This window comes from Sphingomonas crocodyli (genome assembly GCF_004005865.1).
Taxonomy (GTDB): Bacteria; Pseudomonadota; Alphaproteobacteria; order Sphingomonadales; family Sphingomonadaceae; genus Rhizorhabdus; species Rhizorhabdus crocodyli.
Genome location: NZ_SACN01000001.1, coordinates 2,296,269 through 2,316,282, shown reverse-complemented (window position 1 = coordinate 2,316,282; position 20,014 = coordinate 2,296,269). Strand labels below are relative to the sequence as shown.

Annotated in this window: 18 protein-coding genes and 2 tRNA genes; 7 read left to right on the top strand and 13 right to left on the bottom strand. The window is 64.0% G+C overall.

What is annotated here, in order from left to right; translation table 11 throughout:
• The gene (locus EOD43_RS11145; RefSeq protein ID WP_164857196.1) at nucleotides 1-441 is read left to right on the top strand and encodes a c-type cytochrome; all 441 of its coding nucleotides are present in this window, start codon (nucleotides 1-3) and stop codon (nucleotides 439-441) included.
• Here the strand turns inward: EOD43_RS11145 and EOD43_RS11140 are convergent.
• Nucleotides 438-1,196, bottom strand: coding sequence for an SDR family NAD(P)-dependent oxidoreductase (locus tag EOD43_RS11140; RefSeq protein WP_127743784.1), 759 nt, complete (start codon nucleotides 1,194-1,196; stop codon nucleotides 438-440). The two genes, EOD43_RS11145 and EOD43_RS11140, sit on opposite strands and share 4 nt — an antisense overlap.
• Before the next feature lie 92 nt (nucleotides 1,197-1,288).
• Here EOD43_RS11140 and EOD43_RS11135 point away from each other — a divergent pair, with 92 nt between their 5' ends.
• Nucleotides 1,289-1,780, top strand: a complete 492-nt coding sequence (locus EOD43_RS11135) for a methylated-DNA--[protein]-cysteine S-methyltransferase (RefSeq protein ID WP_127743782.1) — start codon at nucleotides 1,289-1,291, stop codon at nucleotides 1,778-1,780.
• A 13-nt stretch (nucleotides 1,781-1,793) separates the two neighbouring features.
• Here EOD43_RS11135 and EOD43_RS11130 read toward each other — a convergent pair whose 3' ends face one another.
• Complete coding sequence (locus EOD43_RS11130) at nucleotides 1,794-1,991, bottom strand: hypothetical protein (RefSeq protein ID WP_127743780.1); 198 nt, start codon at nucleotides 1,989-1,991, stop codon at nucleotides 1,794-1,796.
• A gap of 101 nt (nucleotides 1,992-2,092) precedes the next feature.
• Between EOD43_RS11130 and EOD43_RS11125 the strand changes: the two genes are divergently transcribed.
• Nucleotides 2,093-3,322, top strand: coding sequence for an amidohydrolase family protein (locus tag EOD43_RS11125; protein ID WP_127743778.1), 1,230 nt, complete (start codon nucleotides 2,093-2,095; stop codon nucleotides 3,320-3,322).
• 39 nt (nucleotides 3,323-3,361) lie between these two features.
• Here the strand turns inward: EOD43_RS11125 and EOD43_RS11120 are convergent, their stop codons facing one another.
• The 4 genes from EOD43_RS11120 to EOD43_RS11105 form a co-directional block, all read right to left on the bottom strand.
• Nucleotides 3,362-5,542 (bottom strand): tetratricopeptide repeat protein, encoded by a 2,181-nt coding sequence (locus tag EOD43_RS11120; RefSeq protein WP_127743776.1) that lies wholly within the window; start codon nucleotides 5,540-5,542, stop codon nucleotides 3,362-3,364.
• Between the two features lie 22 nt (nucleotides 5,543-5,564).
• Nucleotides 5,565-6,932, bottom strand: a complete 1,368-nt coding sequence (locus EOD43_RS11115; protein WP_127743774.1) for a glycosyltransferase — start codon at nucleotides 6,930-6,932, stop codon at nucleotides 5,565-5,567.
• A 101-nt stretch (nucleotides 6,933-7,033) separates the two neighbouring features.
• On the bottom strand, nucleotides 7,034-7,642 hold the full coding sequence (locus EOD43_RS11110) for a GGDEF domain-containing protein (protein WP_127743772.1): 609 nt from the start codon (nucleotides 7,640-7,642) through the stop codon (nucleotides 7,034-7,036).
• Complete coding sequence (locus EOD43_RS11105; RefSeq protein ID WP_127743770.1) at nucleotides 7,639-8,151, bottom strand: hypothetical protein; 513 nt, start codon at nucleotides 8,149-8,151, stop codon at nucleotides 7,639-7,641. The genes EOD43_RS11110 and EOD43_RS11105 overlap by 4 nt, the downstream gene beginning before the upstream one ends.
• Before the next feature lie 154 nt (nucleotides 8,152-8,305).
• Between EOD43_RS11105 and EOD43_RS23650 the strand changes: the two genes are divergently transcribed.
• Nucleotides 8,306-8,446 (top strand): hypothetical protein, encoded by a 141-nt coding sequence (locus EOD43_RS23650; protein WP_164857195.1) that lies wholly within the window; start codon nucleotides 8,306-8,308, stop codon nucleotides 8,444-8,446.
• A 29-nt stretch (nucleotides 8,447-8,475) separates the two neighbouring features.
• Here EOD43_RS23650 and EOD43_RS11100 read toward each other — a convergent pair.
• The 3 genes from EOD43_RS11100 to EOD43_RS23645 form a co-directional block, all read right to left on the bottom strand.
• Nucleotides 8,476-8,551 (bottom strand) — tRNA-Glu (locus tag EOD43_RS11100).
• Nucleotides 8,552-8,610: 59 nt separating this feature from the next.
• Complete coding sequence (gene gyrA / locus EOD43_RS11095; RefSeq protein ID WP_127743768.1) at nucleotides 8,611-11,367, bottom strand: DNA gyrase subunit A; 2,757 nt, start codon at nucleotides 11,365-11,367, stop codon at nucleotides 8,611-8,613.
• A gap of 105 nt (nucleotides 11,368-11,472) precedes the next feature.
• Nucleotides 11,473-11,643, bottom strand: a complete 171-nt coding sequence (locus EOD43_RS23645) for a hypothetical protein (protein WP_164857194.1) — start codon at nucleotides 11,641-11,643, stop codon at nucleotides 11,473-11,475.
• 136 nt (nucleotides 11,644-11,779) lie between these two features.
• On the opposite strand from EOD43_RS23645, the gene EOD43_RS11090 reads away from it, so the two are divergent.
• Nucleotides 11,780-12,853 (top strand): AI-2E family transporter, encoded by a 1,074-nt coding sequence (locus tag EOD43_RS11090; RefSeq protein WP_127743766.1) that lies wholly within the window; start codon nucleotides 11,780-11,782, stop codon nucleotides 12,851-12,853.
• A 12-nt stretch (nucleotides 12,854-12,865) separates the two neighbouring features.
• On the opposite strand, the gene yaaA is transcribed toward EOD43_RS11090, so the two are convergent.
• Nucleotides 12,866-13,624 (bottom strand): peroxide stress protein YaaA, encoded by a 759-nt coding sequence (gene yaaA, locus EOD43_RS11085; protein WP_127743764.1) that lies wholly within the window; start codon nucleotides 13,622-13,624, stop codon nucleotides 12,866-12,868.
• A 187-nt stretch (nucleotides 13,625-13,811) separates the two neighbouring features.
• Between yaaA and EOD43_RS11080 the strand changes: the two genes are divergently transcribed.
• Nucleotides 13,812-15,062: a hypothetical protein gene (locus EOD43_RS11080; protein WP_127743762.1), complete on the top strand. Its 1,251-nt coding sequence runs from the start codon at nucleotides 13,812-13,814 to the stop codon at nucleotides 15,060-15,062.
• A gap of 84 nt (nucleotides 15,063-15,146) precedes the next feature.
• Here EOD43_RS11080 and EOD43_RS11075 read toward each other — a convergent pair whose 3' ends face one another.
• Nucleotides 15,147-15,626: an Lrp/AsnC family transcriptional regulator gene (locus EOD43_RS11075; RefSeq protein ID WP_127743760.1), complete on the bottom strand. Its 480-nt coding sequence runs from the start codon at nucleotides 15,624-15,626 to the stop codon at nucleotides 15,147-15,149.
• A gap of 170 nt (nucleotides 15,627-15,796) precedes the next feature.
• Between EOD43_RS11075 and EOD43_RS11070 the strand changes: the two genes are divergently transcribed.
• Complete coding sequence (locus EOD43_RS11070; RefSeq protein WP_127743758.1) at nucleotides 15,797-17,578, top strand: sensor histidine kinase; 1,782 nt, start codon at nucleotides 15,797-15,799, stop codon at nucleotides 17,576-17,578.
• A gap of 14 nt (nucleotides 17,579-17,592) precedes the next feature.
• Here the strand turns inward: EOD43_RS11070 and EOD43_RS11065 are convergent.
• Nucleotides 17,593-17,668, bottom strand: a tRNA-Ile gene (locus EOD43_RS11065).
• 80 nt (nucleotides 17,669-17,748) lie between these two features.
• Nucleotides 17,749-19,887, bottom strand: coding sequence for a TonB-dependent receptor (locus EOD43_RS11060; protein WP_127743756.1), 2,139 nt, complete (start codon nucleotides 19,885-19,887; stop codon nucleotides 17,749-17,751).
• Between the last annotated feature and the right edge of the window lie 127 nt (nucleotides 19,888-20,014).

The window sequence follows — 20,014 nt, the reverse complement described above, 5'->3', positions numbered from 1 at the left end:
ATGACGATCGCTCGTTTCATCATTGCCGCCGCACTCGCCGGTGGCATCGCCGCGTCGCTCTCCGCCGCCGATCCGGTCAAGACCAGCGCGCAGGGCATCTATACCGAGGCGCAGGCCGCCGAGGGCGCGGAGCTGTATCAGGGCAGCTGCGCCGCCTGTCACGGCGTGGCGCTCGGCGGATCGATGGAGACGCCGCCGCTCAACGGCAAATGGGTTGCCAACTGGGCGGGCAAGCCGATGAGCCATGTCGTCGACTATATCAGCCACGCCATGCCGCTTTACGCGCCGGGTTCGCTGAGCCCTGAGGATAATGCGAAGATCGTCGCCTATCTGCTCAAGGCCAATGCCATGCCCGCGGGGAGCGTTGCCCTGCCGAGCGATCCGGCGGCGCTGGATAAGCTGCGCTTCGACGTGGCGAAGCGCTACGAACCCAAGCCCTAATAGCAGTTCGACACACCGCCATCGACCGTCAGGGCCGATGCGGTGACGAACGAAGCGCCGGGGCTGCACAGGAAAATGGCGGCGGCGGCGATCTCATCGGGATCGCCGCTGCGTCCCAATACACCGCCCGCGCCGCGCGTGCTGCCGGCGTTGCTCTCGGTCATGAAACGGCCGGGAATCAGCGCGTTGCAGGTGATACCGAAGGCGCCATATTCGGCCGCAAGCGCGCGGGTCATCGCGCTTACCCCGCCTTTGGCTGCGGTATAAGCGGCGTCGCCGGCGGCACCCCGGACAGCGGCGGCCGAACTCAGCATCACGATCCGGCCCCATCCGCCGGGCTTCATCGCCTCCGCTGCTGCACGGGCCAGGCGGAAGGGCGCGGCGACATGCGCCTCCATCATCATCGCGAAGCCATCGGCATCGATGTCGTCAATCGCGCGCCGCAATCGTGGCCCGGCATTGTTGATCAGGATGTCGATCTTGCCCTCGGTCGCGACGATATCGTCGATCGCCTCCAGGCTGGCGTCGGCGTCCAGCACATCGAAAGGCGCGATCCCGATCGCCAGACCTTCGCCGGCCAGCACGTCCCGCACAGCCGCCAGTCGGTCACCATCGCGTCCGTTGAGATAGACCTTCGCCCCGCACCGCGCGAGCGACCGCGCCATGACGAGGCCGAGCCCCTGCGCGCTTCCCGTCACCAGCGCGACCCGGCCTTCGAGCGCAAAAAGCCGCTCGATCTCGGTGCCTATCGTCATCGCCGTCTCCCGTCTGCTTTGCGCTTCGATAGCAAGTTTCGGGATGCGCGCCACGCCGGGCGTGACTAGCCTGGGTTCCGAGGAGAAACCCGATGACCCTAAGCAGCAAGACCGTCCCGTCGCCCGTCGGCGAACTCACGCTGGTGGCGAGCGGGGAGGGGCTTGTCGCGATCCTGTGGGAGAATGACGATCCGGGGCGCGTGCGGCTTGGCGAAGTCGTGGATGATCCGGAGCATCCGATCCTGATCGCGGCGGCGCGGCAACTGGGCGAGTATTTTGCGGGCGAGCGGACGGCGTTCGATCTGCCGCTCGATTTCCGGGGCACCGATTTCCAAAAGGCGGTGTGGGCGGCGTTGCTGACGATCCCGTTTGGCGAGACGCGCAGCTATGCCGATATCGCGCGAGCGATCGGCCGGCCCAGCGCCTGCCGCGCGGTAGGTGCCGCCAACGGACGCAACCCGATCTCGATCGTGGCGCCGTGCCACCGCGTGGTCGGGACCAACGGAAGCCTGACCGGCTTTGCGGGCGGGCTGGACGCCAAGCGGCTCCTGCTGGGGCTCGAGAGCGGGCCGCTGCTCGTCTGAGTTAGTGCCCGGCTTAATGGTCGTCCTCGTCGTCCTCGGGCGGGCCGACGAGGAGGGTCCACGCTTCGAACAGGGCGGCGCGGGCGCGTTGCATCGAACGGGCCGCATCTTCGTTCACGTCTAGCACCTCGACGGTGAGGTCCAGCACCTCGTCCTTGAGGTGCAGGATCTTCTGGCGGAGCTCGACGAAAGCCTCCGGGCTGATGCTCATTTCTCAGGCTCCTTGGGGATCCTCCTCCCTTGATTCAAACAGTCGATTGCGTCAATATATGAGACACGTAATTCGCTATTTGGACGAAAGTTGAGGATGCCATGAACGATGTAACCGAGCTTAGCCGGACGCCGCAGGCCGCGCCCGCGCCGGACCAGAGCCAGCCCCTCGACTATAAAATCGTCGACGCCGACGCGCATGTGAACCCGCCGCACGAATTCTGGGTCGACTACCTTCCCGCCAAGTTCAAGGACGCCGCGCCCAAGATCGAGCATGCCGAAGACGCGGATTATATCGTGTTCGAAGGCAGCCGCCGGAAGATGAACCTGCTGGGCAGCAGCGGCAGCGCGGGTTCGAAGGCGTACAAGGCCGAGGGCCGCCGTTCGTCGATGATGGCGGGTGGCTGGCTGCCTGCGCAGCGTATCGCGGACATGGACAGCGATGGCATGGATGCCTCCGTCCTGTTCGGGGGTGGTCCGCTGGGTTCGAAGAATGTCGATCTCTATATCGAAAGCTTCGCGGCCTATAATCGCTGGCTGTCGGACTTCTGCTCTTATGATCGCCGTCGCCTGATTGGCGTGGGGTATATCCCGCTGCGCGACACGCAGGAATCGATCAAGATGATGAAGGAAGCCAAGGCGCTTGGCTTCAACGCGGTCAACATCCCGGCCTTCCCGCAGTCGAAGGAAGCCAACAAGACCTCGGGCGATACCGGCGCGATCGCGTCGATGGGCGCGCAGGCGGCGGCGCTGACCGGCGATCCGTTCGGCGGGCGCACGCTGGCCGATCCGGAGTTCGAGGATTTCTGGGCGGCGGCGGTCGATCTCGACATGACGCTGACCATCCATCTGGGCGGCCGCATCCCGCGCTTCGGCGACAAGCAGCACATGCTGCCCGACATGGTGATGTCGAAATATGCGATGGCCGAGCCGGTCGCGATCATGATCTTCGGCGGCGTCTTCATGCGTCACCCGAAGCTGCGTTATTCGGTGATCGAGAGTGGTGTGGGTTGGTTCGCGCACATGGCCGAATATATGGACCGGACCTGGGAAAAGCAGCGTTACTGGACCGAGAGCAAGCTGGAGGAGCGGCCGAGCTTCTACATGGACCAGAACGTCTATGGATCGTTCATCAACGACCGGGCGGGCATCCTGATGCGCGATCTGCCGGGTGCCGGCAACATCATGTGGTCGTCGGACTATCCGCACTCGGAAACGACCTATCCTAACTCGGCGGCGGTGATCGAGCGCGACTTTGCGGGCATTCCCGAAGACGCGAAGTATGAGATCATTTGCGGCCGCGCCAAGAAGCTGTTCAAGGTCGGCGAGTAAGAAGGTTCAGGGCCGCCCGAGGGGGCGGCCCTGCTTGTTTCAGCGGACGGCGATCCGTTCGTAAAGCGCCTCGATATCACGCGTGTAGCGCGGCGCATCGAACAAGGGCGCGGTCGCCCGGTTGGCGGCGAGCTTCTGCTTGAGAGCAGCCAGCATGTCCGGATCGGTCGCAATCTCCAGCGCACGCCGCTCATAATCGGCGGGCGATTCCGTCACCAGTTCGGGCAGGCCGACCGCGTGAAGCAGGCTGCCCGCCACGCGCGCGACGAAGCTGCGGCCCAGCTTGGTGAGGACCGGCAGGCCCGCCCAGAGCGCGTCGCTGGCGGTCGTGTGCGCATTGACCATGAAGGTGTCGAGAAACAGATCGGCGTGCACGTGGCGCGCGAGATGATCGGCCGGGTGCATGCGATCGGCGAAGACCAGCCGGTCGGCCGAAATGCCGCGCGCGACGATCTCACGGCGCAGATTGTCCGCCGCCCACTCATTGTCCTTGAGCAGCCACAAGACGCTGCCTTCAACCTGGCGTAGCAGGCGCGCCCAGATGTCGTACTCGGCGGCGGTGATCTTGTAGTTGTTGTTGAAGCAGGCGAACACGAAGCCGTTCTCAGGCAGGCCCAGTTCGGCGCGGGTAAAGACCCGGTCCGAAATCTCGCGGCGATCATCGTTCGGCTGATAGCTGTTCGGCAGATAGGCGATCTCTTCGGAATAGAAGCGCCGATATTCCGTCGGGACGATCACTTCGTCGGCGATCAGATAATCGATGAAGTCGGTGCCGAGCGTCCCCGGATAGCCGAGATACGTCACCTGCACCGGCGCCGCGCGATGGGCGAAGATGCCGAGGCGCGAACCGTGCGTATGGCCCTTCAGGTCGATCGCGATGTCGATGCCCTTGTCGCGGGCGAGTTTCGCGATCGCCGCGTCTTCGGCGCCGTTGACCTGGTGGAAGGCATCGACATTGGCAACAAGGCGCTGGCGCATCTCGTCCTGCTGATCGGGGCCGTAGGAGAAGGCGTGGATTTCGAACCGATCGCGATCGTGCAGTTCGAACAGCCGCGCGATCAGCATCATCGTTGCATGGTTATGGAAATCAGCCGAGAAGTAGCCGAGCCGGATCCTGGTGCTCGCCGGGTGCTTCGGGAAGGCGACCGTGCGACCGGCGCCATATTCCTTGGCGGTCCAGTTGCGCGAGCAGAGCAGCTGGCGCTGCGGGCTGTCCTCGAACGCCAGCATGTAGAAGGCGGGGAAGGCTTCCTCGCCGCTGCCGATCTGGGTCATGCCAGCGTCGAAGGCGTCATTGCTCCACACGCACATATGCGCCTGCAGGTTGCGTGCCTCGGCGGCGGCAAGCGCCGAACCCGACGAATATTTGGCGGCGCGCTTGTGGCTTTCGAGCGCCTCGTCGAGCCGCTTGAGACGGCGCAGCACGCCGCCGCGGTTGTTGTGCGCGTGGACGTGGATCGGATCGATCGCGATCGCCGCATCGAAGCTTTCGAGGGCCTCTTCAAGCCGCGTCATCAGCATCAGCGCATTGCCGCGGTTGACGAGCGCCTGCGCGAAATTGGGACGCAGTGCGATCGCTTCGTCGAAGTCGACCAGAGCCGCGTCGAGGCGGCCGATCGCGATCAGCGCGTTGCCGCGATTGTTATAGGCTTCGGCACAGGCCGGGTTGAGCTTGATCGAGCGGGTGCCCGCCGCCAGCGCGTCTTCGAAACGCTTCGCACGGCGCAGCGCGATGCCGCGGTTCATATGCGCTTCGGCATAATTGGGGTTGAGCTTGATCGCCTGATCGAAGCTGGCGATCGCTTCGTCGGTGCGCTGATGATCGTTCAGCGCATTGCCGCGATTGTTGAGCGCCTCGAAATAATCGGGCGCCAGATCGATCGCGCGATCATAATGGCGGATCGCCTGCTCGAAACGGCCGAGGCCGGCGGAAATGGCGCCGGCGATGTTGTTCAGGATCTCGCAGTTCGGGAAGCGTGTCAGCAGATCGGCCGCCGCGTCGAGCGCGATCGTCAGGCGACCCTGTTGATAGAGCGAGACCACCTTTTCGAGTTCGTCGGCGGGCGCGCTCACGATCTTCGGGCGTGCGGCCTCTTGCGCGGCATCGCGCAGCCGCTTGTTGGCGGGGAAGCGCGCGAGCATCTCGGCATAGAGCGCCTGGGCTTCCTCGGCCGAAAGGCTGCGCGCCTTGCGGAGCGCCTGATCGACGGACATCTTCATGGGATCGGTCTCTCCGAAGGGATCAGGCGGCCATCGCCAGCGCGGGCTTGCTCAGCAGCGCGAGGATCGAGATGCGATTGAAGAACCACATCTGCTCGATCTGGAGATCGCTATATTTCCGGATCGTGTTGGCGAAGGTGTAGGGCGTGTACCAGACGTTGTGGTCCGGATGGACGACCTCGACGAAGGTCTGCGCGCCGTCGATATAGTCGAAATGGCCGCCGCGGCACTGGAACGCATCGGGCACCGAGATGAAGAAGGTCGACGCATCGACCCGCTCGAGCGACTTCAGGAAATCGTCGACGTTGGGCACGTGCTCCAGCACCTCGGGGACGAGCACGACGTCATAGCTGTCAGTCACGTCGTCGAGGCTGCCGAACAGGCGACCGCTGACATAGGGTTCGAGCTGGGCGAGCGCCTCGACATGCGGATCGACGCCGTCGAGCTGCGCGCATACGGCTTCGAGCGCGAGGTGGAGCGAGGTCGCCGGATCGGTGATCGGCCAGTCGGCGCACCCGACATGCAGTACACGCTTGCCGCGGCAGATGTTCAGGAACAGTTCGAGGCGGTTGACCGTGGCGATCTCGGTGCTGATCTCGACCTTCTGGACGAAATAGGGATCGTGGATCGTCTCCAGCCGCGAACCCGTCACCTGCGGCGCGGTGGCTACGGGAGCCGGGGCAGGGGCCGCAACAGGTGCAGCGGCGACCGGCGCGACGGCTTCGACCACGCCGAAGTCGCCCTGCACCGCGTCGACATCGACCTGACGGATTTCGTCATAGGAGGCGCGGGTCGAACCCCAGAGCTGGTGCGCATAGACCGGATCATTGCCGTCATAGGCGACGCCGCTGAAGTGCTTCGGGATGAAATAGTGGCTCGGGTAGATGCGCAGCTTCGAATAGCCGTAGGTGCGATAGCTTTCGGTCAGGCGCAGCGGGCCGACCGTCTTCCACGCGGTATCGTGCGTCACCGAAGGTTCGGCGGCGATATCGTCGATGATCTGCTTGACGAAGGGATTGCCCGCGACCGACCCGAAATAGCCTGCGGCGATCAGACCGGGGCGAACGATCTCATTCTCCCAGCAGGCGAAGGCTTCGCAATCGAGCAGATGATCGTCGAGCGGGCGCAGCGCGATGCTGTCCGCGTCGACTACGATGCCGCCATGCGCGTGCAGGATTTCCCATCGCATCATATCCGCAACGCCATTCAATTCGCGATCGTACATCGCGGTCATGTGCTTGGCGTTGACCCAGTCGATCCCGTTCAGCTCGGCATTGCCCCACACCCGGAATTCCCAGCCCGGATTGAGCGTGCGCCAGCTCTCCATGCAATTATCCGGGCGTTTGGCTTCATTGCCGACCCAGATGAAGTGGATGAGCTTCGGGATCATATCGACATCCTTGCCGCGAAGGGTTTCAGACCATCCGCGACATCACGGACGGTTCGTGCGTCTTCCTAGGCAAATATGGTTAATGGATCCTTGTGGCCCGCTCAGGCCGTCACAAGGTGAATGCGATCGCGGCCGAGCGCCTTGGCGCGATAGAGCGCGTCGTCCGCGCTCCTGATCGCCGCTTCGACGTCGAGCGTGGGGGTTTCGACCAGCGCGATGCCGATGCTGAGCGTGCAGTCGGGCAGTCCGTCGCCCTGATCGAAGCGGCGGAGCCGATCGGCGATCTGTCGGCTCTTGGCCGCGTCGCATCGGGGCAGGATGGCGAGAAACTCGTCGCCCCCGATCCGGAACACCGCGCCCTTTTGCGGCGCGACGAGGCTGTTCGCAGTGTCTGCGACCGCGACGAGGACGTCGTCGCCCGATCCGTGTCCGTGATCGTCGTTGATCGCCTTGAAATGATCGACGTCGATTGCGAGCACGGCGGCACCAGGCCCCACCAGATCGGCGCCGAACCGGGCGAGGCCATCGCGATTCCAGGCGCCGGTCAACGGATCGCGCGATGCGGCGGCCTGCAGCCTTTCGCGCGCGCGTTCGGCCGGGATCGCGAGCAGGCTCAGGTTGAGAATGCCGAGCAGCAGCTGATCCGACAGCATCGGGATGCGCGGCAGCAGCGCGCTGGATTGCGGATACCACAAGGAGATGACGATCACGGTGAGATAGCCGGGAAGATAGGCCAGGAGCGCGAGGCCCGCGATCTTCTGGCCGCGCGAATTGAAGCTGCTGCGCGCGCGAAAACCGCAAGGCCGGACAACCCCATCGCGATCGCCAGTCCGATCGCCTCGCTCACCTCCGCCAGCGGTGAATGATCCGCGACACCGAGCAGGATCGGAAGCGAATGGCCGATCGGCGGGGCGAGGATCGGCACGATCATCCAGCGGCGGAACGGCGTCTCGCCGTTGAGCCGATATACGCCGGAGACGACAAGAATGTCGGTGAAACCCATCAACGCGAAGAACATCGCGCCGAGCGCGAGACTATGGCCGACCGAAGCGAACAGGCCGACCAGAACGACGGCATAGATCCAGCTGCTCAACGCCCAATGGAGAAGATGTCGTTCGGCGGGATCGCGCCGCCATAGTGCGAAAAACACCGTGCCGAACGCGCTGCTGGCCAATGTGCTGCAGACGCCAAGCGTGAATATGTCGAGCGATTGTAACATGATGAAGCCGCGATCACTCTAGAGGCGACTGGTTAACGACTTGCGCTGCACGCGGTTCAGCATGGAAGGATGCCGGATCGAGCATCGGTCGCACGCGCGCGTCGACTTCCCGCTTTTACGGCTTCGCAATATCCGGTGCGCTATGATCGTCGGCATGACGAACGATCGAGATCCCACCATTAACGGCGAACCACGGCGCAATCACACGCTGCGCCACATCCTGTTCGCGATACCGGCCACGATCTGCCTGACGGTGGTCAGCACCGGGCTGATCCTGTTCGTATCGTCGATCTGATAGAAAACCGCGAAAGCGACCTTGGTCGCTGGTGACCCCTACGGGACTCGAACCCGTGTTTTCGCCGTGAGAGGGCGACGTCCTAGACCGCTAGACGAAGGGGCCGTGCTTGGCGGAGCGGCGTCCTTATGGGGCCGCCCCGTTCAAGTCAAGCGCGGGGAGGATTATTCCCCGGCGTCGTCCGCTTCGCCGCCATCGGCAAGATCGGAGCCAGTGTCGGCATCGTCCGAAGGCGCGATTTCAGTAGTGCCGTCGGACAGATCCGCTTCGGCTTCCTCCTCGCTTTCCTCGATCCGCGCGGCGCCGACGACATGCTCGTCGTCGGCGACGTGGAACAGGCGGACGCCGGCCGAATTGCGGCCGATGACGCGGGTGTCGCCCACCGACATGCGGATCATCTTCGCCTGATCGGTGACCAGGATCAGCTGTTCGCCATTATGCGCGGGGAAGCTGGCGACGACCGGGCCATTACGCTCCAGATTGTCGATATTGCCGATGCCCTGGCCGCCACGGCCGGTCCGGCGATATTCGAAAGCGGACGAACGCTTGCCATAGCCATTGGCGCAGACGGTGAGGATGAACTCCTCGGCCGCCTGGAACTCGGCCATGCGATCGTCGGGCAGGGTCGCTTCGCGCTCGCCTTCCTTCCACGGCGCCGCCTTGAGATAGGCGTCGCGCTCCTCGGTGGTCGCGTCGAAGCCCTTGAGGATCGACAGCGAGATGACCTCGTCGCCATCCTTCAGACTGATGCCGCGAACGCCGGTGGAGGTGCGGCTCTGGAACTCGCGCACTTCGGTCGCGGCGAAGCGGATCGCCTTGCCGCCGCGGGTGGCGAGAAGGACGTCATCTTCTTCGGTGAGGACGGCGACCCCGATCAGGCGATCGGTCGCATCTTCTTCGAAGCGCATCGCGAACTTGCCGTTGGTGGGCACGTTGGCGAAGGCGTCCATCGAGTTGCGGCGGACATTGCCGTGCGCCGTCGCGAAGACGACGTGGAGCGAACCCCAGCTTTCCTCATCCTCGGGTAGGGGGAGGACGGTGGTGATCTTCTCTCCCGGAGCGAGCGGCAACAGGTTGATCATCGGGCGACCGCGGGCCTGCGGCGCGCCTTCGGGCAGGCGCCACACCTTCTTGCGATAGACCTTGCCGTGATCGGAGAAGAACAGGACGGGTGTGTGCGTGCTGGTCACGAACAGCTCGATGACCGCGTCTTCATCCTTCGTGCCCATCGCCGAGCGCCCCTTGCCGCCACGCTTCTGCGCACGGAAGGTGTCGAGCGACGTGCGCTTGATGTAGCCGCCGAGGGTGACGGTGACGACCATGTCCTCGCGCTCGATCAGATCCTCGTCGTCGATCGTGTCGCCGGCGGGCGCGATCGTGGTCTTACGCGGAGTTGCGAACTCGGCGAGGATCGCGTCGAATTCCTCGACCATCACTTCGTAGAGACGCGCACGATCCGACAGGATGTAGAGCAGTTCGGCGATCGAGGTGGCAAGCTTGGCGAGTTCGTCGCCGATTTCGTCGCGGCCCAGCGCGGTCAGGCGGTGGAGGCGCAGATCGAGGATCGCGCGGACCTGAACATCGCTGAGCGTGTAGGTTTCGGCGCTCTCGATCGTTTCGACCGCCTCGACCAGCTTGATGTAGCTTTCGATCTCGTTGCGCGGCCATTCGCGCGACAGCAGCGCGGCGCGGGCTTCGGCCGGGCTGGCCGAGGCGCGGATGATGCGCACCACTTCGTCGAGATTGGTGACCGCGATGACGAGGCCGAGCAAGATGTGTGCACGGTCGCGGGCCTTTGCCAGTTCGAACTTCGATCGGCGGGTGATCACCTCTTCGCGGAACTTGACGAAGCTTTCGATGATGTCGCGCAGGTTCAGCGTTTCCGGGCGGCCGCCACGGATCGCGAGCATGTTCGCCGGGAAGCTCGTCTGCGCCTGCGTGTGGCGCCACAGCTGGTTGAGGACGACTTCCGGGGTCGCATCGCGCTTCAGATCGATAACGATGCGGACGCCGAAGCGGCTCGATTCGTCGCGAATATCGCTGACGCCTTCGATCCTCTTGTCCTTGGCGGCTTCGGCGATTCCTTCGACCAGTGCCGACTTGCCGACCTGGAAGGGAATTTCGGTCAGGACGATCGAGCGGCGATCGCCACGGCCTTCCTCGATATCATGGCGCGAGCGCATGATGATCGAGCCCTTGCCGGTATGATAGGCGTTCCGTGCGCCGCCCTTGCCGAGGATCAGCGCGCCGGTCGGGAAGTCCGGGCCGGGGATGATTTCGTGCAACTGGTCGATCGTGATGCCGCCATCGGCGATATAGGCCTTACAGGCCGCGATCACTTCGCCCAGATTGTGCGGCGGAATGTTGGTCGCCATGCCGACCGCGATGCCGCCGGCGCCGTTGACGAGCAGGTTCGGGAAGCGCGCGGGCAGAACCTGCGGCTCCTGCAGCGATCCGTCATAATTGGGCTGGAAATCGACGGTGTCCTTGTCGAAATCCTGCAGCAGCGCCATCGCCGCCTTGCTGAGACGCGCTTCGGTATAACGCATCGACGCCGGAAGATCGGGATCCATCGACCCGAAATTGCCCTGGCCGTCGATCAGCGTGACGCGCATCGACCAGTCCTGCGCCATGCGCGCAAGGGCCATGTAGATCGCGCTGTCGCCGTGCGGATGGTAATTACCCATCACGTCGCCGACGATCTTCGCCGATTTACGATAGGGACGGCCGGGGACGAAGCCGCCTTCCTGGCTGGCATAGAGAATGCGGCGGTGGACCGGCTTCAGGCCGTCTCGAACGTCGGGCAGGGCGCGCGCGACGATGACCGACATCGCATAGTCGAGATAACTCGACTTCATCTCGTCGACGATCGAGATCGGGGAGATATCGCTGTTTTCGATGGGCGGCGGTACGCTGGCCAAAGGAGTCGTGTCCGTATCGTTGAAGCTGTGTCACGCGCCATGACAGGCGGGTGACACGCTCCTAGCCAATGCGGACGGCGAAGGCAAAGCCTCGCTGAACGTCTATCAGATCATATGTGTCGCGAGCAGGACGATGAAGGCGAGCAGCACGAGCGCAAGCCCCCATCCGAGGATGTAACGCGTCATGTGCGGCGTGGCGCCGGCGCGGGCCTCTTCAGTCGACAGTTCGACGCCATTGCCCTTGTCCTGATCGGTCGGGTGAACTCGGCTGTTCATGGCAAAACCTCCATTCTCCTCAGACACCAACGGGCGGCTGTTATCGATGTTCCGGTGAACCAAGGCGCCGCGGTTGCGTTTGCGACGGAGTTGTTGATAGGCCCGATGGGCTACGAGGGATCGCAAAAGGGGGATTATGCGCGCGCTTGAGGAAAAGAGCTTCCTGCTGCTCGTGCTGGCAGTCTCGCTGGTGCTGATCTGGATCATTTCGCCCTTCTTCGGCGCGATCCTGTGGGCGGTGGTCGTCGCGATCCTGTTCGATCCGATGCAGCAAAAGCTGCTGAGCCGCTGGCCGGGAAAGTCCAATCGCGCCGCGCTGATAACCTTGCTTGCGGTGCTCGCGATCGTCGTGATTCCGTTGATCCTGCTGACGATGTTCGTCTTGCAGGAGGTGGTGAGCGTCTATAATCTGATCCAGTCGGGCCAGATCGACTTCAATCATTATTTCGAACAGTTCCAGTCGGTTCTGCCGCAATGGGCATCAAACCTGCTCGATCGCTTCGGCCTGTCGAACCTGCCGGCGGTGCGGGACAAGCTATCGGCGGGCATCACCAGCCGTTTCCAGATGTTTGCGACGCAAGCCTTCTCTATCGGGCAGCAGGCATTCGGCTTCACGCTGGCGCTGGGCGTGATGCTCTATCTCACCTTCTTCCTGCTGCGCGACGGGCGATCGCTGGCGGGCAAGTTCGATCGGTCGATCCCACTGGAGACCGAACATCGCCGGGCGTTGTTCCACCAGTTCGTCACGGTCGTTCGCGCGACGATCAAGGGCAGCCTGATCGTCGCCATCGTTCAGGGATCGATCGGTGGCATAACCTTCTGGGCGCTGGGCATCCACGCGGCTGTGCTGTGGGCCGTTGCGATGGGATTGTTCTCGCTGCTTCCGGCGATTGGGGCCGGGATCGTCTGGGTGCCGGTGGCCGCCTATCTGCTGATCAGCGGCGAACTGGCGAGCGGGCTGATCCTGATTTTCGCCGGCGTGTTCATCATCGGCATGGTCGACAATGTCCTGCGCCCGATCCTGGTGGGCCGTGACACGAGTATGCCCGATTATGTCGTGCTGATCTCTACACTGGGCGGCGTCGAGATTTTCGGGTTCAGCGGTTTCGTGATCGGCCCGGTAATGGCGGCGTTGTTCATGGCCGTATGGAGCATCTTCGCCGACGTGCGGCGCGAACAGCGTGAACAGCAGGCGATCGATACGGAGTGAAGGCGAGGGGGGCTAGCCCATCGCCTTCACGAAGCGCCACACGTCGCCTTCAATGCTGTCGAAGCGATAACCGTCGCTGTCGAAACCCTTCAGCCCTTCGGGATCGGTCACATGATGCTCGCACATCCAGCGCGCCATCATACCGCGCGCGCGCTTCGCGCCGAAGCTGTTGAAGACGAGGCCGGTCGGCCGTTCCTCACGAAAATCGATCGTGATGATGCGGACGCCCTTGGGCGGGGCCTGCTCTACCGCGTGCCAATATTCCTTGCTCGCGAGATTGACGATCACGTTCGATCCATCTTCGAGCAGGTCGGCCGCGAGGGCGTCGGAGATGCGGTTGCCCCACATCTCATACAGCGTCTTCTTGCGGCCCGGCGCCCAGCGCGTGCCCATTTCAAGGCGATAGGGACGGATCAGATCGAGCGGGCGCAGCAGGCCATAGAGGCCCGAAAGGATGCGAACATGGTCCTGTGCGAAGCGGATCGCATGGGAATCTAGCGTCTTGGCTTCGAAGCCGATATAGACGTCGCCCGAGAAGGCGTAGAGCGCGGGGCGCTCCTCCTGCTCGGCGAATCCCTTGTAGCGATCGGCGTTGAGTTGGGCGAGCTTGTCCGAAATGCTCATCAGCTTGGACAGCTTCTTCGGACCAAGTTTCGCCGCGGCCGCCGCGGTTTCCAGCGCTTCTTCGGCAAAGCGCGGCGTGGTGGGCATCAGCGACGGTAGCGGGCTCTTATAATCGAGCGATTTGGCCGGGGAGATGAGTGCGATCATGGAACGTTTGCTACGGCTTCGCGATTAAAGGAGCAATGGGCCGATCAGCATCCGTTCAGCGGGCGAGCTTTACCAGCGACCGTAACAAAGCGCCGATACCCGCGCTTGTGCCGGCCCGCGGGAGCCATTAGTCCACGCACGTGTTCTTGGAAGCGGCCGGCCCCTTGGTCGCTATGAGGAGGCTTGAATGATGAAATCCCGGATCGCGCTTGCAATCGCGCTCGGCGTCAGTGCCGCTGCGCTGACGGCGGTGAACCCCGCCGTTGCGGCGAAGAAGGAAAAGGCGCCGACGATTCAGTTGAGCGATGCCATCCGCAAGGAGCTTGGCCCGGCGCAGGAAGCCATGAAGGCGAACGACTTCGCCAAGGCGCAGGGTCATGTCGACGCGGCCCGCGCCGCTGCAACGACCGAGGATGAGAAGTTCATCGTCGGCCAGATCCAGCTGAACATCGGCATCATGGCGCAGGACAATGCCAAGGTCTGCCTGGGCGTCGACGAGATGCTGGCGACCAGCAAGACCTCGGCCGAGGACAAGCCGAAGCTCGCTTCGCAGCAGGGCCACTGCGCCTATGAGGCGAAGAACTATCCGAAGGCGGAGCAGGCTTATGCCGCCGCCATCGCGTCCGGCCCGGTCGCGCAGGACGTCTATGCCCGTCTGGCCGACGCGCAGTTCCGCGACGGCAAGACCGTCGAAGCTGTCGCGACGCTGCAGAAGGTGATCGCGGACGAGGCCGCTGCCGGCAAGTCCGTGCCGAGCGACTGGTATGCCCGCGGTGCCGACATGGCTTCGCGTGCGAAGGCTGCGCCGCAGTTCGTCGACATCAGCTCGGCATGGCTCGCCGCCTATCCGGTCAAGCAGAACTGGCATGACTCGGTGATGATCTATCGCCAGATGTCGAACCCGAGCGGCGATGCCGACCTGGATCTGCTGCGTCTGCTGCGCGCTTCGGGCGCGATGCCGCTCGCGGCCGCTTCGGCCTATACCGACTATGCGATCGCCGTTTACCTGAAGTATCCGAACGAAGCCGTTACGGTGCTGAAGGAAGGCATTGCAGCCGGCAAGCTGAACCCGACCAGCAGCCAGAACACCCGCGAGATCCTGGCGATTTCCGAGCCGAAGATCGCGGCCGACCGTACCGCAGTGAAGGGCGCCGTCGCCGCGTCGCAGGGCGCTAAGGCGACCTATCAGTCGGTGTTGAGCAACGCCGATCTCTCTTACGGCTTCGGCGAATATAAGCAGGCGGCCGATCTGTATGCGCTCGCGGCAACCAAGCCGGGTGCGAATGCTGATATCGTCAACCTGCGCGCCGGCGCTTCGCTGATCCAGTCCGGCGACAAGGAAGGCGGCAAGGCTGCCCTTGCCAAGGTGCAGGGCGGTACGCAGAAGGTGGTCGCGCGCTACTGGACCGTGCTGGCCGATCATCCGGCCGCCAGCTGATCCAGCTGCGGCTCGTGATTGCGGGCTAAAAAGAAGCCGCCCATCCCACAGCGGGATGGGCGGCTTCTTCGTTTTGGGATCGGATCAGGCCGCGTCGACCGGAATGCCGGGGACATCCTTCGACGTGCGGATCGTCAGCGACGTCTTGACGCTCGCGACGTTGGGCGCGGTCGTCAGCTTCGACGTCAGGAATTGCTGGAAACCCTGAAGATCGTGCGCGACGATCTTCAGGATGAAGTCGATTTCGCCGTTGAGCATATGGCATTCGCGCACTTCGGCGAGTTCTGCGACATGCTGTTCGAACAGGCGCAGATCATCCTCGGCCTGGCTGCGCAGCGAAACGAGCGCGAACACGGTGATGCCATAGCCGAGCGCACCCGAGTTGAGCTTGGCATGATAACCCTCGATCACGCCGGCTTCCTCGAGCGCGCGGACACGGCGAAGGCAGGGCGGGGCGGTCAGGCCGGCGCGGCGCGCCAGCTCGACATTGGTCATGCGCCCGTCGTCCTGAAGATCGCGCAGGATAGTGCGATCGATGGCGTCAAGCGCGATGTCGTTGGGCATATTCGATTCCTGAAGCTGTAAGCCTGATATTTATAATATTGTTTCGGCCATCTGCAACAAAATGCTGATGCCGTTAAGTGCGTTAGGCTCTTTTCCGGTCGCTCCGCTGCGCCTATCATCAGGCGGAGCGCGCTCTGGAGCGGTGCGCGATTGGGGCCGGAGATTCTTCTTTGCGATTTGACGACATGCTCGCGACATTGCTTGCGCAGCCGCTGCCGACGGCGGAGACGCGTGCGATGATGTGGCGGCAGGTCGTCGACGTGCTCGCGCAGGGGCGCGGCCATCAGGCCGACGATCCCCTGGCCGATGCGCCCCGCGCGCTCGATGCCTATAATTTCCTCCGTTCGGTCCGCCCCGAAATCCCGACGGCAGTGCGTCTTGCTGCAGGTCGCGGCCTCGCCGGACGCCGGACGCCGCCCGAACTGGTGCTGATGTTCGCGGAAGATCTGCCGCATATCGCCGCGCCCTTGCTGAGCCATGCCGTGCTCGACGAGCGCGAGTGGCTGGCGATCCTGCCGCGCCTGTCGCCCAGCGCACGCAACCTGCTTCGCAACCGTCGCGACCTAGGCAGGGCCGTCGTGCAGGCGCTCGAAGGCTTCGGATCGAGCGACCTTCTGATCACCGGCCCCGAAGGGGAGGCTGAAGAGATCGCGCCGCTGGTCGCCGATCCGGTGGTCGTGCCCGTCGTCGACGAGGTCGAAGATGTGGTCGAGCGCCCGTTGGCCGAGGCGGCGATGCGCCGCGCGACCGAAGCGGGCGAGCATCAGATCCGCGATCTCCTGTCGCGCATCGAATCCTTTCGTACCCGCGCCGGCGGCCAGACCCCGCCACCGCCGCCGGTTCCGATCGAAACGCCCCGGCTGTTCGATGAGGAACATGACGAGGATGAAGCGCGGATCGAGGCGTTTCGCTTCGAAACCGGGATCGACGGCGTCATCTGCTGGGTGGAAGGCGCACCGCGCGAGCCGTTGATCGGCGAGACGATCGCGGTTGCCGCGCGCCAGACCGATCATGGCGTTGATGGTCATGCCGCCGGCGCCTATCGCAGCCGCACCCCGTTTCGCGATGCGCGCCTGACGATCGCCGGCAGCGGGGCTGCGGCGGGCGAATGGCGCATCTCGGCCGTGCCGTTCTTCGATACGCGCGACGGTCGTTTCTGCGGTTATCGCGGCACGGCGCGTCGTCCGCGTGCCGACGAGATCGCCAAGGCGGTCGCGACCGATGTCCAGCAGGGTGCCGATCCGCTCGCGGCGGAATCGCTCCGTCACCTCGCGCACGAACTGCGCACCCCGCTCAATGCGATCATCGGCTTTTCGGAGATGATCGAGAACCAGGTCCAGGGCCCGGCATCCTCCTCCTATCGCGCCCGCGCGCAGGATATTCTCGATCAGGGGCGCAAGCTGCTCGCCGCTGTCGACGATCTCAGTCTTGTTGCGGCCGCGCGCGAGGGCAAGGGCGTATCTGAGAACGCCTCGGTCGATGCCGCCGCGATCCTCATGCGCCTCCACAGCGAGTTCGAGGAGGCGGCCTCCGAACGCGCGAGTGCGCTCGCCTTCCGTATCGATCCCGAATTGCCGCCGGTCGCCGCCGATGCCGCGACGGTCGAACGGATGATGTCGCGCCTGCTGGCCGCCACCATTTCGATGGCGATGGCGGGCGAGAAGGTGATGGTCGATCTGCAGCGCGATCCGCGCCGCCCGAACCGCCTGCTGATGGTGATCGTGCGCCCGCGCGCTTTGTCCGGCCGTAACGAGAAGATGCTGCTCGATCCGGGCTATAATCCGGATGGCAACTGGCCCGAGGCGCCGGTTCTGGGTCTGGGCTTCGCGCTTCGCCTCGTCCGCAATCTGGCGATTGCGTGTGGCGGCATGCTCGATATCGATTCGCAGCGTTTCTATCTGAGCCTGCCGCTGCGTCGGCCGGGCGTTCAGGCGGGTAACGGCAGCCGCTGAAGCGAAGGGCTGGCTGGTGGGCCCGGCAGGACTCGAACCCGCAACCTAGCCGTTATGAGCGGCCAGCTCTAACCATTGAGCTACAGGCCCCAACCAGCGTGTCGGCGATTAGCGGAGGATCGCGCTCGCTGGCAAGCGTCCCCGGCTTTCACCGGGGACGTCAGGCGAACTTAAAGCGAGAAACGCGTCGTGATGCGGAAATCGCGGCCGGCGAGCGGCGAGAAATCCTTCAGGAAGCTCGCATGGCGGCGGGCATTTACGTCGAAGATGTTGTTCGCCGACAGCATGATCGCCGTCGTTTTGTCGCCTTCGAAAGGATGGAAGGTCAGCGCGGCGTTGACCAGCGTATAGCTGTCAGTCGGCGTTTCGTTCGGCGCGAGACGGCGCGCCTTGTCGACCCATTCGACCTCGACGCGGCCATCGATCCGGCCGCTTTCCGCGCCGAGTCCGCCCAGCAGGCGAAGAGGCGGGATGCGGGGGGCAGGGCCATCCGACTTGATCGTCGCGCGGGTATAATCGCCCAGCGCGTCGGCCTTGATCGTGAAATCGCCGATCGTCGCGAGATCGAGCGAACCGCCCGCCTCGACGCCCCAGAAACGCGCCTTGCCCTGCAGGATCTGATAGACGGGCAGGCCGTCTTCCAGCCCGCCGGTGCGGACGTCGTAGATGAAGCTGCTGTAGCGGTTATGATAGATCGAGGCGTCGAAGGTGAACCCGGTGCCGCGGCCGTGGAGCACGGCTTCGAGGCCCCAGGCGCGTTCGGTATCGAGCGCGGGATCGCCGATCTCGAACGTCTCGGTGCCGTGGTGCGGGCCGTTGGCGAACAGTTCCTCGGGCGTGGGCGCGCGTTCGGTGCGCATCAGGTTTGCGCCGACGCGCCATCCGTTTGCGACCGCATAGGAGGCGCCGAGCGATCCGGAGACGGTGTCGAACTGACGCGACCCTGCGAAGAATTGCGGCTGATCGTCGAGCGGGGTCGCCTTGGCATCGCTATGTTCGTAGCGCAGCGCGCCTTCGACCTTGAACGCGCCGTAATCGAGCTGCTGCAGGGTGAAGGCCGACAGCTTGGACGAGCTGCTTTTCGGCAGGAAAGCTTCCTCGCCGACGACATTGAAGTCGCGGGTCGAGAATTGCGCGCCGGTCGCCCCTCTCCACGCGCCATGATCGGCCTGGACGAGTTCGACACGCCCTTCAAAGCCGTCATTGTAGAAGGCGGTGCCGATTTCGCCGCTCTCCTCCAACTCATAATGTCGATAGCTGGCGTAGCCGGTGCGGATCTTGATCGCCTTCAACAAATCGCCGCCGGTCTCGATCTCGGCGCGCGCATCGAGCCGGTTCTGCCGGACATCGAGGCGCGGCGCTTCCTGATGCTGGCCAGGGGCGGTCGCGTAACGGACGGGGATGCCGTAAAGGCTGTCATAATGGCTGTAAGACAGGCCGAAGCTGCCCGTTTCGGTGATGTAGGCGGCGCCGACGCCCGCGGTCCAGGTCTTGTTCGCGCTGTTGGGCAATTTGCCGCGGAGCGCAGCGTTGCCGGCGAAGTCGATCGCCTCTTCCTCGTCATGGCCATGATCGTGGCCGTGATCGTCATGTTCCTCCGGCGGGAGCGCCGCCGAGGCCAGCGCCTCCGTGCGGCCGGCGCGGGTGAGAACATGGCCGCCAATGTCGAGGTCGCCCGACTTTAGATAGCTGCCGTCGGCGTGGATGACGAAGTTCTTGCCGATGGGGGCGTCGATCGAGCCGCCGATCGAGCGTTCGTTCGCAGCACTTCCATAGCCGCCGACGAGTTCGGTGTGGATCGCCTCGTCGGGTACGGCGCGCGGGATGCGCTTGTCCATGACGTTGACGACGCCGCCCAGCGCGGCGCTGTCATACAACAGCCCTTCCGGGCCGCGGACGACTTCGATGCGATCGGCGAGCAGGGGATTGATAACCACGGGGTGGTCGGCGCTGGTGTTCGACACGTCGATCGATCCGATGCCGTCGGTCAGCACCGGTGCACGGCTGCCCGAAAGGCCGCGCAGGATGGGGCGCGAGGCGTTGGGGCCAAACGAACTCGCGGTGACGCCCGGAGTGTGCTGCAGTGTTTCGCCGATCGTCGAGCGGGTGACGCTCAACAGCTTTTCACCGCTGATCGCGACGCTGTTAGCCAACACATCCATGCGGTCGCGCTGGATAGGGGCGGTGACGATGATGTCGTTGGTCGGCGCCTGATGAAAATCGGCGTCTGCGGCGTCTTCCGCGAGAGCGGGCGTAGCGAGAATGAGTGCGAGCGAGGAAGTGAGTGCGAGCCGGGCGGCGAGCGTCATGTTATAATATTCCCTTTTTGGTTCCGCCTGCCTATGCTTCGTGAGATATTATATCAAGACATTTTGTGCGGCGCGGAAACGATGTTCCGCCTCAACCATTTTCAGGCTGTCGGTCCGATGAACGGCG